Here is a 12674-nt window from a genome sequence, read left to right on the forward strand (position 1 = left end):
TTCAATAGTCAAAAACACCCTGGGGAATTTTAAACAAAAACCGAACAAAACACAAGTACCCACGAGGGTGACGTCAATATGTGATCACATATACCACACTAAAGAAGTAAACCAAAGAAGTAAACCAACTTGGTTTGTTGATCAACAAAGACAGCCATAGTCATCAACCGCTGTCTAACTAGGATTTAACTAACAGGATAATTATGATACAACAACTACAGACTGGACAAGAGCGAGTTTCCTTTGAAGCCATTCTCGTATCAGAAAGTGGCCAGTCCATGTTCGCCACTGACACCTACCTCCAACCGGAGAATCTTCAACAATTCGCCCCACCCCCTGGACGGGGCATTCAAGCTGCAAATGTTTTACAATCCCTTGGCTTTCGCGTCCAGCAAATCGGAACCTTTTCCATTAGTGCTGATGGACCACGGGAACTGTGGGAACGGGTCTTTAGCACCCGAGTTGAACGGGACAGCCAACTCATTAGCGAGGCTCATCCGAACCTGGGACAAGTGACCTTCTTGCGCCATGTTGCTGGTGCTCCCTTTACCATTCCCGAAGAGCTATCTGGGTTGATAGAGCGCGCTTATCCCCAACGTCCACCGATTTTATTTGAGTCGCCACTGCCTCCACGGGTTCGTTATCATCACCTTAATGTTCCCTCTGATGTAGCTATGGTATGTCGCTCGACCCCTGTCCACAAAGTCGGGGTAACCGGTAAGGGAGTTTTAGTAGCAATGGTAGACACTGGATTCTACAAGCATCCCTTTTACGAGTGGCATGGCTACAACTACCAGGCAACCCTGGCACCAGATGCTCAAAACGTGGAGCGGGATGAGAATGGTCATGGTACGGCTGAAGCAGCAAATATTTTTGCCAATGCACCGGATATTGACTTTATTGGTGTCAAAATGGGGAGTAACCCCACCCTGGCGTTTAAGATGGCATCGGATTTACATCCAGCGGTGATGACCAACAGCTGGGGCATGAGTATCCCAGAAGGCCATCTACCGAATTTCCTCAAGCCCCTAGAGGCAGCAGTTATTGAAGCAGTCAAAGAGCGTGGTATTACCGTCTGTTTCTCTGCTGGTAACGGACACTATGGATTTCCTGGTCAGATGCCAGAAGTGATTTCTGTGGGTGGAGTCTATGCCCACGATACTGTTGAGGGCAATGACTTTCGGTTAGAAGCTTCCAACTACGCCAGTAGCTTTGATAGCCAAATTTATCCAGGACGCCACGTCCCTGATCTGTGTGGACTGGTGGGAATGCGACCCCGGGCTGCCTATATCATGTTGCCCGTTGAACCAGGGGACGAAATTGACCAAGGCTTGGGCGGCGGTGAGTATCCGAATCAGGACGAAACAGCTACTGATGATGGCTGGGCAGTGATTAGTGGTACTAGTGCTGCTTCTCCCCAAGTAGCGGGTGTTTGTGCCTTGCTTAAGCAGGCGCAACCTGGTCTGTCTCCATCCCTCATTAAGCAGATTCTGCGGGCATCAGCGCGAGATGTTAAACTGGGCAAGAGCGCCCATGGTCAACCAGCAGGAGAAGGACACGATGGAGCCACTGGCTCCGGTTTGGTGGATTCCTATGCAGCCTATAAGTTAGCTCGGTCCGTGACCATCCGCAATGTTCATGACTTGCCAGCACCTCGTTAATATAGTGCTTCTCAAATAGGTGAGCTATATTTGGGATTTTAGGGAGTCGGGAATTCAGAAGTCAGAAGTCAGAAGTCAGAAGTCAGAAGTCGGGAGTCGGGAATCGGGAGTCGGGAGTCGGGCATCGGGAACTTTGGAATCTCACCACACTACCATAGCTCCGATATCTCCCTCTCTTTCCCTTAATTCCCTATCTCCCCATCTTCCGATCTTTCCCTCTCTTCCCCTGCTCCCTGTTCCTTGCTCCCTGTTGCCTTTGCTACATATGCTGACTAATAGGATAATCGCCCATCGTGGCGCTTCTAATTGTGCCAAAGAGAATACTATTGAAGCCTATGAAAAAGCTATTGAAATTGGGGCTGACTTTATCGAATTTGATGTAAGAATCACTAAAGATGGGGTATTAATTTCCCATCATGATCCTATGATAGCTAATCAAGCTATCAGTCAGTTAAGCTTTGGTGAAATAAATCGAATTGCTGGTCAGCAAGGGTTTAGAGTTCCTACGGTTGAGGAAGTTTTAAAACTGACTCGTAACAAGATTAAACTAGCGGTTGAACTGAAAGAAGAAGGCTATGAAGAAAAAGTTCTGGCGCTAGTAATGGGATATATCAAGATAGATAATTTTATTATTTTATCCTTTAATATTTCATCATTAAGATGTATAAAAAATAAGTATCCTGAGGTTAAAACAGGATTGCTATTAAGCAAAAAAAAGAATAAATTTCTGATTATATTACTCAGAAGTTTAGGAATTTTGGTGTTTCAGAAACTGATCAGACTTACCCCAGATATACTAGCACTACAGTGGGAAACGTTAAAATTTGGTTTATTGAAAATTGCTGCTAAACAGGGCAAACCGGTTTTTGTTTGGACTGTAAATGATAAAAAAATGATTGGAGAGCTTCTAAACGATAATCGGGTAGATGGTATAATTAGCGACCAACCGGACTTAGCTCGTAAGCTATTGACTAATCTTGAATATACTCTTCGCCATTGATCATGGCTATCTCGGCTCTTACAAATTCTCGTCCTAGGTAAAGGGCGTGATCGAAACGACTTAAAGGACAGGGTTTAGTTTCTTCGGTAATTTTCATGCCTAGTTCCTTGGCTGTCCTACCTTTGAAAATAGCGGTGGGAGTACGGTTTAATTTACCATCGCAGGGAAATGGTTCTCCGGTTTCTGGATCAACTGCTAAGCCTTTCTCATTAATTTTGTTACTGTAGTGTTCAGCACAGATCAGACTTGCCTCTCGGTCTATGTAAATAATGAAGTAGCCCTCTGGATCGAGTTCAATAAAGCGTTTGGAGAGCTTCTCATCAATAGCAGTCATGTCTTGGGCAGTGATCATCATGGTGAACGGTCAAGGGCTAAAGCTGATGGCAAATTCCACTATTATAACTTTAACAGAACAATTAGACAAGGTCAGGGATGAGTAAAACAGTAGTTCATGTAGGGTGGGCAGTGCACCAGACAGATAATCAAGCTTGCAAAGCGCGTTGGTAGGCACTGCCCACCCTAGGATTAATGACAATGGTGCAAGTACTCAGTTTAACAGAACAATTAGACAAGGTCAGGGATGAGTAAAACAGGGAAAGACAGAGTGGCGCGGCAGGTGTGGCAGGTGTGGGGAGTTACTTGGTCAGTTACTTAAAAAAGTTGATAAATTTTACTGCTATACTTACTCTAGATTTAGTATAGTAGAGCTTGGAAACTAAAGAGTTAACCCTATTGGTAGTGTTGTACCTTCGTGTGACCAAGCTATGGTGTATTATATCTAAATTCTGAGCAACCAGTGAAAAGGCCACAAATCCTGTCGGCAAAAACTATAACCCAAATCACTCCAGATTTAGTATAGTAGAGCTTGGTAATTCAATAGTTAACCCTAGTGGTAGTGTTGTACCTTGGGGTTAGCAACTCATGGTGTGTTAAATCTAATATTCTGCCTAACCAGTGAAAATGCAACAAACCCTATCGGCAACAACCATAAATCAAAATCAAGGGAAGATTAAGGTGATCAAACGGGATGGTTCTCTCGCTCCCCTTGATATTTCCAAAATTCGTGGTGTTGTTGAGTGGGCTTGTGCTGGCAAGGATGTCAATCCGATCACTATAGAAGCCGGACTCACTACCCGCTTGCGTGATGGTGTTACTACCAGAGAGATTCAGGATAACTTGATCAACTGTGCCCTGGAAATGTGTAGTCCTGATCAGCCTGACTGGCGCTATGTAGCAGGACGACTGCAGATCTGGAGTCTCTGGAAAGATACCCTGGTAAACCGTGGTTATGAGTACGGTGACTACCTTAGAACTGTTCGCTCCAAAGTAGAGTCTGGTCAATATGACCCCAGTATCTTAACCTATACGACTGAGGAGCTAAAGGAAGCAGGTTCTTGGATTAATCCGGATTGGGACACGGATTATGATTATGCAGGGGCTGTACTGCTAACTCGTCGGTATCTCCTGGCGGATGAGTTGCCCCAAGAGGCATTTTTAACTTGTGCTCTGCTGCTAGGGTCAGTGGAAGTACCGGAAGATAGACTAGGTTGGGCAAGGCGATTTTATGAAGCGATCGCACAACGGAAAATATCTCTAGCTACCCCGATCCTGGCTAATCTCAGAATTCCTAAGGGGTCTCTGTCTTCTTGTTTTATCACTAGCATTGATGACAACCTGGAAAGCATCTTTGAAGGAATTACTGATACCGCCAGAATCTCCAAAAACGGTGGTGGTGTTGGGGTCAATGTCAGCCGGATTCGGTCAACCGGTAGCTGGGTGATGGGCAAAGCCAATGCTTCGGGCGGGGTAATTCCTTGGATTAAACTGCTTAACGATACTGCGATCGCAGTTAATCAAGGAGGCCGTCGGGCAGGGGCAGTGACAGTTAGTGTAGATGTGTGGCATCTCGATGTGCCAGAGTTTCTGGAGATGCAAGCGGAAAATGGCGATCCCCGGCGCAAGGCTTATGATATCTTTCCCCAATTGGTGATTCCCGATGAGTTTATGCGTCGGGTGGTTAATAAAGAAGACTGGACATTAATCGATCCCTATGAAGTACGGATCAAGCTAGGCATTGAGCTATCGGAACTTTGGGCAGAAGAGTTTGAAAGCGCCTATCAAACCATTGAAGCAGCCATCGGCGAAACCCTGACTCTCTATAAGACCGTGAATGCTCGGGAACTCTTCAAGACGATTATGCGATCGCAAGTAGAGACCGGAATGCCTTACTTGGCGTTCAAGGATACCATTAACCGCGCTAATCCTAATCAACACCAGGGCTACATCCCAGCGGTAAATCTTTGTACCGAAAGTTTCTCTAATGTCGAAATTGGACATGCTGCTCACTGTTGCAATTTGGACTCGATCAATCTCGCCAATATTGAAGAAACTGAATTGCCCAATATCTGTCGTCTAGCAGTGCGGATTCTGGATAACACTATTGATTTAAGCACTCCTCCTTTTAAAGCAGCTCATAGTCACAATCAGAAATACCGCACCATCGGAGTAGGTTGTATGGGATTAGCGGATTGGTTAGCTAAACGGTGGCTAACCTATAACAACCTCAAGGAAATTAGTAACTTATTTGAGGATATTGGCTACTACTGCACCCATGCATCTATGGAACTGGCTATCGAACGTGGTGCTTACGCTGCTTTCGATGGTAGTGAGTGGAGTAAAGGTAAGCTAATTGGCGCTAAACCGGTGGAATGGTTTGTAGAAAATTCCCAGCATGGAGAGCGTTGGGTAGCCCTATCTCAGGATATTCAACAATTTGGGATTCGCAATTCTCATATTAGTGCGATCGCACCCAATACATCCTCATCCTTAGTACAAGGGTGTACCGCTAGTGTCTTACCAGTTCACAGCAAATTCTTCTATGACAAATGGGCAAAAGGCACTGTACCCATTGCCCCACCCTTTATTAAAGACAATTTTTGGTTATACCACGAAAACAAAAACTTTGATCAGAAAAAAGTTGTTAAAGCAATCGCCACTATCCAGCAATGGATTGATACTGGGATTTCCATGGAATTGTTATTTAACTTAAACCAAGGAGTCTATTTCCCAGACGAACCTGAACGCACCCTCAAAGCCAAAGACATCTATGAAACCCTAGTCATGGCTTGGGAATTAGGATGTAAAGCCGTGTACTATATCCGAACCGTCCAGCGTGACAACTTCAAAGAATTAGACAACACTTGTATCGCTTGCGCGAATTAGTTAGTAAGCATTCAGCGGTCAGTGGTCAGTGGTCAGTGGTCAGCTTTGTGGAACAGGCTTCCAGCCTGTGAAGCATAGGTCAGCGGTCAGCGGTCAGCGGTCAGCGGTCAGCGGTCAGCGGTCAGCCTTGTGGCACAGGCTTCCAGCCTGTGACTTCACTCAGATTAAACAAATGCTTACCTGTGTTATTCACAAGCTGATAGCTGATGGCTGATGGCTGATAGCTGATAGCTGATGGCTGTTGCTCCCCACCCTCCCCAAACTTCCCGCGCCCACTCCCCACACTCTCTGTTCCCTGTTCCCGACTCCCGACTCCCGAGTCCCGACTCCCTAGAAAAAAAATGCTAACTACAATGCCAATTAACCCTATCTTTAATCCAGATGGGGATGACAAAACTGAACACCGTTCAATTTGGTTTGGTAATACCACTAACTTGATGCAACTCAATGATGTCCGTTATGCTTGGGCAATTGGGTTGTATCAACAGATGCGGGAGAATTTCTGGATTCCCCAGAAACTAGACCTAACTCAAGATGTAACAGATTACTCCAATTTAACGCCAGCAGAACGTTATGCTTATGATGGGATTCTCTCCTATTTAACCTTTTTAGATTCCGTTCAAACCTGCAATATTACTCACATCAAAAGTAGCATTACTGCCCCAGAAGTTAGTCTGTGTATGGCGGAACAAATTTCTCAGGAAGGGATGCACAATCAAAGTTATCAATATATCATTGAAACCGTTATCCCTACTGAACATAGAAGTAAAGTCTATGAATTCTGGCGCACTGATAAAGTGCTCAGGGATAGATGCGAATTTGTCGCCAGTTTCTATCAAAAGTATGTTGATAATCCCACCCCAGAAAACTATTTTGTTTCCTTACTGGCTGACTTTTTATTAGAAGGAATGTACTTCTATAATGGCTTCATTTACTTCTACAATCTCGCCTCTAGGATGCTGATGCCAGGCTCAGCGGACATTTTTAAAATGATTAATCGAGATGAACTGAGTCATGTCCGCCTTTATCAAAAGTTAATCCCCATGGCCATGGACGTATTTCCCTATTCCAGTGAGCAAATTTATGAAATGTTTGCCACAGCAGTGGAGCATGAATGTCGCTGGACTAATCATATTGTTGGTAACGATATTTTAGGGATTACCGAACGGAGTACTGAGCACTACACCAAGTATCTCGCCAATATCAGGTTACGTTCTATTGGATTAGACCCCCTTTACAAGGGCGAAAACTATCAAAAGAGTCCCTACAGCCACTTAGAGCGTTTTTCTGATACTAAAAAAGATGCTCATACTAAAGCCAATTTCTTTGAAGCTAGCGTAACTAGTTATGTGATGTCTTCTGGGGTCAGTGGTTGGGATGAAATTTAGGGAGTAGGGAATCGGGAGTAGGGAGTCGGGAGCGGTGCGACCCGTGGCGAATTTAATTCGCCAACGGAAAGCGCACCGAGGGAGTCGGTAGTGAGGTAAACAAGATTTTTTCCCTGTTGCGGTGATCCGCTGTTCCCTATTCCCAGATCCGCTGTTCCCTGTTCCCTTCCCCCAAATAGTAAACTAGAAACCAAACCATCCAAATCCACCAATAAATTCTCAGTGACTAGAAGCCGCGAACCATTGCCCAGCCTGCTGCTGTATCACGCCCTGAAGTGGTCAGTGGTTAGCCCCTTAATCCATACCTATTTCCGGGGTCGCATTTATGGTGCTAAACACGTACCCACGTCGGGACCACTGGTGGTGGTGAGTAACCATGCTAGTGACTTTGACCCACCGATTTTAGCCAATTGTGTGGGACGTCCAGTAGCCTTTATGGCCAAAGAAGAATTGTTTCGTGTGCCAGTCCTGAAACAGTTTATTGAATTGTATGGTACTTACCCGGTTAAACGAGGGACACCAGACCGGAATGCCCTGCGTTCTGCTCTCGATTGCCTCGACAATGGCTGGGCCGTTGGTGTGTATTTGGATGGCACCAGGACACGGGATGCTCGCATTCATAACCCCAAGCTTGGTGCGGCCTGGATTGCAGCCCAAGCCCAAGCACCACTGCTACCGGTTACCTTGTGGGGAAGTCAAGCAATTGTTAAAAAAGGTTCCTTGATGCCACGGTCTGTACCCTTAACCGTGCGCATTGGTAAGCTGATTGCTCCTCCTAGCTCCAGTAACCGAGAAGAATTGCAAGCTGTGACCCAACAGTGTGCTGCAGCGATTAATGCCCTCCATGATTTGGGACGTTGATTATGTGGGAATAGGGAGTCGGGAGTAGGGAATCGGGAATCGGGAATAGATGTAGGGTGGGCAGTGGCTCAGACAGATTCCGAACCTTGCCATCAAGTTGGTAGCCACTGCCCACCAATTTGATGTAGTTGCGTAGGGTGCGTGATAGGACGGGCTCCCTCTCATTTTCCGCCTCGTAGTCAGCCTTGGAACAGCCCGGCCCGTAACGCACCACCGGGTCAAACAGTAGAATTTGATGTAGGGTGGGCAGTGGCTTAGACAGATTCCGAACCATGCCATCGGGTTGGTAGCCACTGCCAACCAACTGCCGACCAACTACCTCGCCTCGCCAATCACAGTAAAAGCCGCCCAAGCTTTCGGGTCTGGATTACCATCTTCATCATTGAGCATCGATAACATCGCCTCTCGCATGGCTTTGGCTTTATCCATTTTGTGAGTATAAATATTAGTGTAAAACTCCCTCATCAACTTGGCCGTATCATCATCAGGCACTTGCCATAAGGACACCACTAAACTGGGTACACCTGCGGCAATCAAAGAACGGGATAAACCCACTACCCCTTCCCCTTTAATCTCACCCCTACCAGTATCACAAGCACTCAGAACCACTAACTTTGCTTTCAATAAGGATTTTTCCGGTAGTCCGTAACCAATCAGAATTTCATCACTGGTCAGAAAGCCATCATGGTCTGGTTGGTCAGGAGCTAATGCGATCGCACCGGGATAATCAATACCATTGACATCATCCAGTAAACCATGGGTAGCGAAATGGATAAGCGTTGCATTGGCCATTTTCCGCACAATGGTTGGTTCTGTTGCTTCCAAACCAATTAGAGCTTTTGTATTCAGCAATTGAGCAATGGTTAATGCTTCTGTTTCTGCACCCAGTAGAGGGGTTAAGGGTTTTTGTTCTAGTCCTATTTTAATCGTAGGCATGGTGGGATTACCCACAATCAATGGTTTTCCCCGGCTGTGTTGGACTCGATGCCAATGTTGACGGGTAAACGACAGGGATTGGATCGAAGGAGCAGTGAGAATGGTATGGTTTTCGATTAGATACTTGTGGTTATTATCTTGGAGAGCAGCAAAGGGGACTAGAAATAGTGAGTGATGGGGAATAAAAATAATACGGTCTGATGGGTTTATTGGTAATACGTCAACAATGGGAGTAATCAGCAGTTGGTAGAGTTGGTGTAGTCGATTACTATCGTTAGTGGTTTGTAGTGAAGCAGCATTCTGATTACCTCGACCTCTGACACCAATCTGCATACGACTGACTTTGACTAGTTCGGCCAGAGAAGTATCTTGTGGTAATGTATTACTACGGAAAGTAATCTCACCAGTAGGAGCAATCACCCAAATATAAATCTGGTCATCAACAATGGAATATTCCACCAAAGTGGCTTGTTGTTGTTGAGCAATCTCTTGAATGTCTTTAAGAGTAGGAGCTTTAGTTTTTTGAGGAGTTTCAGATAACTGTGCCGCTAATAAATCAATCAGAGCGCGGTTGCGACCCCGTTCGGAAATCTCTAAGGCTTGTTTTGGTTTACCTTGAGCAACCAATACCTGTTGTAAAAGACGATAGCTGGCAGCTTGTGTTTCAAAAATAGAAACCTTCCAATCATCTTCGTTACCGAGGTCTTGGCGGATATATTCCCAAATTTCAATGGCATCAAACAGGTGAGTTTGGGCTGGTTTTAGTTGATTCTTTTTTAAGAATGTAGCACCGAGATTATTCAGGAAGACAGCTTCACCCTTGCGGTGTCCGATTTCCCTAGCAATAGCTAAAGATTGTTGGTAGTAATCAATCGCTTTTTTATAGTCTCCCAGATTATCGTATGCATTACCCAGATTATTCAGGGAGGAAGCTTTACCTTCGCGGTGTCCGATTTCCCTAGCAATAGCTATCGATTGTTGGTAGTAATCAATCGCTTTTTTGTAGTCTTCCAAACTATCGTATACATTACCCAGATTACTCAGGGACCGAGCTTCACCCAGGCGGTGTCCGATTTCCCTAGCAATAGCTATCGATTGTTGGTGGTAATCAATCGCTTTTTTATAGTCTCCCAGATCATAGTATGCATTACCCAGATTATTCAGGGAGTAAGCTTCACCCAGGCGGTCTGAGATTTCCCTAACAATAGCTAAAGATTGTTGGTGGTAATCAATCGCTTTTTTATAGTCTCCCAGATTATCGTATGCACTACCCAGATTATTCAGGGAGGAAGCTTCACCCAGGCGGTCTGAGATTTTCCTATCAATAGCTATCGATTGTTGGTAGTAATCAATCGCTTTTTTATAGTCTCCCAGATTCTGGTATGCATTACCCAGATTAGTCAGGGAGCCAGCTTCACCTTCGCGGTGTCCAATTTCCCTAGCAATAGCTAAAGATTTTTGGTAGTAATCAATCGCTTTTTTATAGTCTCCCAGATGATTGTATGCATTACCCAGATTATTCAGGGAGTTAGCTTCACCCAGGCGGTCTCCAATTTGTTTATAAATCACCAATGCTTGCTGCCAAGACTCTAATCCTTCTGGGAACTTACTGCGACGAAGGTGACTAAGTCCTTGCTTAAATAGTTTGTCCGCCTCTGCTTGATTAATGGCTACTTGAACTATGGCATCCCTAGGGGCTAAATTCCCCTCTTGCTCTGGGCTAACCGTGTTTTGTTCTTGAGCCACTGGTGGTAAAGTGAGGAATCTAGCCACAACAGGCAATTCCCTAGGAGTGAGGCAGACAGTGAGAAGTCCCAACCATAAGACGTGCTTAAGTTTCATATCGGATATTGAATTATTCCCTACTTCCCTATATCTGAGAGATTCCTGATCCTATGCAATGATTCAGGGAGCAGGGAGTCGGGAGTCGGGAATCGGGAGTCGGGAATCGGGAGTCGGGAGTCGGGAGTCGGGAATAGGGAACAGTTACTGTTTGAGCCGGTGGGTGGAATGGGCATCTTGGTGGAACGGGCATCTTGGTGGAATGGGCATCTTGGTGGAACGGGCATCTTGCCCGTTACAATTCCCAGACGGGCTGTCCCAACCTGGACGTTGAGGCGGACAATGAGTGGCAGCCCCTCTCTAACATACCCTACGCAACTACTAGAAAAATAGCGATCGCATTATAGCTGGACAAGGGTTATCAAAATTAATAAGCATAAATACTGATTGGCTCAATCTCATATCCACTAGGTATTTCAAAATAAGATGCGTTTACCCTGGGTACGCTATGGTCAGCCATCTCACGCTATCCTCATCTTTTAGTGGCAGGGTCGTTCCCCAAGCATGGAAGGTAATTGGGGAACGACCCTGCCAATAGTGCTCGAACAATTGGCAAAAATCGTCTACCTCACAGAAAATGCCTGTGATGTCCTTTCGCGATACAATACTGGTCGTAGCTGGCACAGATCTCATTGCTTCAAACCTAGTCGAGCGCCTTTCTTTCAGTTTTGTCTAGTTCGTCGAACTCACGTTAATTTATGAGATCAGGTATGAATAATATGTATGAACTAACTGATGATCAAGTTAATACTTTCTACCATAAAGGTTGGATTGGACCCCTTGATATATTCTCATACCAAGAAGTGGAATCTGTGAGAAAAGAAATAGAAGCAATTAGCCAAATTGAATTGCTGGACGAGCAGAAAATCTTAACTTTTTCACATAGTGATTTTGGTGTAAAAACAGCACATAACCATCATTTATACTGTAAGCTTTTGTCTGACATTTTTGAAGACAAAAGAGTGGTGTCTCGCTTAAACCAACTCGGGGAAGCAAACTTATTATTATGGAGGACAAGTATTTTTCATAGAATGCCTGGACAAGAGGGAATTGATTGGCATCAGGCAATTCAATACTATGAAGATTATCCAAATATAAATGAAAATGACCTTTTTTTACTTTTTCCCAAAGGGGAAAAGGTGCTTAACATTACTGTGTGGATAGCCTTGGAAGATCTTACTTCTGAAATGGGCACATTGTTCTTTGCTAATGGTTCCCATCGTCAGCAATTTCAAAGCATTGAAGTTTCTTTGGGAGAAGGATTGTTGAAAGAAGAAAAGTGTGACATAAACTTGGAAGCAGAGCCAGAATCAAAACGATACTCTAAAGTCTGTCAATTTAATGAAAACGAGTGGGAGATAGAATCTATTCCAATGGTAAAAGCAGGTCAGGCAATTATATTTACTGAGCAAGTAATGCACAGTGCCCCTTCCAATTGTTCCAATAAAGAAAGATGGGTAATTGTTGGACGCTATATCAGACCTAGCGTAATAGTTCATCCACAACTACAAAACAATAATTACATTGATAGCTATGGTTGCGATCTAAGAAAACACTTTTGCATTTTAGTATCCGGTAGCGACAATTATAAAATCAATAAAGTTGTTACCAGGAATTGACAAGGAGAGTAGCTGGGGGGGCGATATGTAAGCTGAAATCCTTACTGGGTAATATAGCAGAAGTCATTTGTCAGAAGTCATTTGTCAGAAGTCAAACTCTTGCGCTTCTTGATGCAGTCGCTCATGGGGGAAACCCCCAAGACCG

Annotated in this window: 14 protein-coding genes; 8 read left to right on the forward strand and 6 right to left on the reverse strand. The window is 44.8% G+C overall.

Annotation, left to right across the window (positions count from 1 at the left end):
* The first annotated feature begins 203 nt into the window (after positions 1-203).
* Both F6K37_RS18975 and F6K37_RS18980 read left to right on the forward strand, forming a co-directional pair.
* A complete protein-coding gene (locus tag F6K37_RS18975; RefSeq protein ID WP_287251570.1) occupies positions 204-1661 on the forward strand; it encodes a S8 family serine peptidase in 1458 nt (485 codons plus the stop codon).
* 19 nt (positions 1662-1680) lie between these two features.
* Entirely contained in the window at positions 1681-2661 is a 981-nt protein-coding gene (locus tag F6K37_RS18980; RefSeq protein ID WP_287251571.1) for a glycerophosphodiester phosphodiesterase, read from the forward strand.
* On the opposite strand, the gene F6K37_RS18985 is transcribed toward F6K37_RS18980, so the two are convergent.
* On the reverse strand, positions 2633-3016 hold the full coding sequence (locus F6K37_RS18985; RefSeq protein ID WP_008185234.1) for a DUF4346 domain-containing protein: 384 nt from the start codon (positions 3014-3016) through the stop codon (positions 2633-2635). The genes F6K37_RS18980 and F6K37_RS18985 overlap by 29 nt on opposite strands.
* Before the next feature lie 605 nt (positions 3017-3621).
* Here F6K37_RS18985 and F6K37_RS18990 point away from each other — a divergent pair.
* From F6K37_RS18990 to F6K37_RS19000, 3 genes are all read left to right on the forward strand, one after another.
* On the forward strand, positions 3622-5883 hold the full coding sequence (locus F6K37_RS18990) for a ribonucleoside-diphosphate reductase subunit alpha (protein ID WP_287251583.1): 2262 nt from the start codon (positions 3622-3624) through the stop codon (positions 5881-5883).
* 28 nt (positions 5884-5911) lie between these two features.
* On the forward strand, positions 5912-6097 hold the full coding sequence (locus F6K37_RS18995; protein WP_131827162.1) for a hypothetical protein: 186 nt from the start codon (positions 5912-5914) through the stop codon (positions 6095-6097).
* Positions 6098-6236: 139 nt separating this feature from the next.
* Positions 6237-7271: a ribonucleotide-diphosphate reductase subunit beta gene (locus F6K37_RS19000; RefSeq protein WP_287251573.1), complete on the forward strand. Its 1035-nt coding sequence runs from the start codon at positions 6237-6239 to the stop codon at positions 7269-7271.
* Here the strand turns inward: F6K37_RS19000 and F6K37_RS19005 are convergent.
* Positions 7268-7483, reverse strand: coding sequence for a hypothetical protein (locus tag F6K37_RS19005; RefSeq protein WP_287251574.1), 216 nt, complete (start codon positions 7481-7483; stop codon positions 7268-7270). The genes F6K37_RS19000 and F6K37_RS19005 overlap by 4 nt on opposite strands.
* 10 nt (positions 7484-7493) lie before the next feature.
* Between F6K37_RS19005 and F6K37_RS19010 the strand changes: the two genes are divergently transcribed.
* Positions 7494-8132 (forward strand): lysophospholipid acyltransferase family protein, encoded by a 639-nt coding sequence (locus F6K37_RS19010; protein ID WP_287251576.1) that lies wholly within the window; start codon positions 7494-7496, stop codon positions 8130-8132.
* On the opposite strand, the gene F6K37_RS19015 is transcribed toward F6K37_RS19010, so the two are convergent.
* From F6K37_RS19015 to F6K37_RS19025, 3 genes are read right to left on the reverse strand one after another with little or no spacing between them, the layout of a single operon-like run.
* Positions 8104-8484 (reverse strand): hypothetical protein, encoded by a 381-nt coding sequence (locus tag F6K37_RS19015; RefSeq protein WP_287251577.1) that lies wholly within the window; start codon positions 8482-8484, stop codon positions 8104-8106. The two genes, F6K37_RS19010 and F6K37_RS19015, sit on opposite strands and share 29 nt — an antisense overlap.
* Complete coding sequence (locus F6K37_RS19020) at positions 8448-10910, reverse strand: CHAT domain-containing protein (protein ID WP_287251579.1); 2463 nt, start codon at positions 10908-10910, stop codon at positions 8448-8450. Before F6K37_RS19020 ends, F6K37_RS19015 begins: the two co-directional genes overlap by 37 nt.
* A 28-nt stretch (positions 10911-10938) precedes the next feature.
* The gene (locus tag F6K37_RS19025; RefSeq protein WP_154659814.1) at positions 10939-11103 is read right to left on the reverse strand and encodes a hypothetical protein; all 165 of its coding nucleotides are present in this window, start codon (positions 11101-11103) and stop codon (positions 10939-10941) included.
* A 1-nt stretch (position 11104) separates the two neighbouring features.
* Here F6K37_RS19025 and F6K37_RS19030 point away from each other — a divergent pair, with 1 nt between their 5' ends.
* Positions 11105-11257 (forward strand): hypothetical protein, encoded by a 153-nt coding sequence (locus F6K37_RS19030; protein ID WP_154659815.1) that lies wholly within the window; start codon positions 11105-11107, stop codon positions 11255-11257.
* Between the two features lie 85 nt (positions 11258-11342).
* On the opposite strand, the gene F6K37_RS19035 is transcribed toward F6K37_RS19030, so the two are convergent.
* Complete coding sequence (locus tag F6K37_RS19035; RefSeq protein ID WP_287251582.1) at positions 11343-11543, reverse strand: hypothetical protein; 201 nt, start codon at positions 11541-11543, stop codon at positions 11343-11345.
* 86 nt (positions 11544-11629) lie between these two features.
* Between F6K37_RS19035 and F6K37_RS19040 the strand changes: the two genes are divergently transcribed.
* Positions 11630-12529: a phytanoyl-CoA dioxygenase family protein gene (locus tag F6K37_RS19040; protein ID WP_008185243.1), complete on the forward strand. Its 900-nt coding sequence runs from the start codon at positions 11630-11632 to the stop codon at positions 12527-12529.
* The last annotated feature ends 145 nt before the right edge of the window (positions 12530-12674 follow it).

Source organism: Moorena sp. SIO4E2 (assembly GCF_010671945.1).
Classification (GTDB): Bacteria; Cyanobacteriota; Cyanobacteriia; order Cyanobacteriales; family Coleofasciculaceae; genus Moorena; species Moorena producens.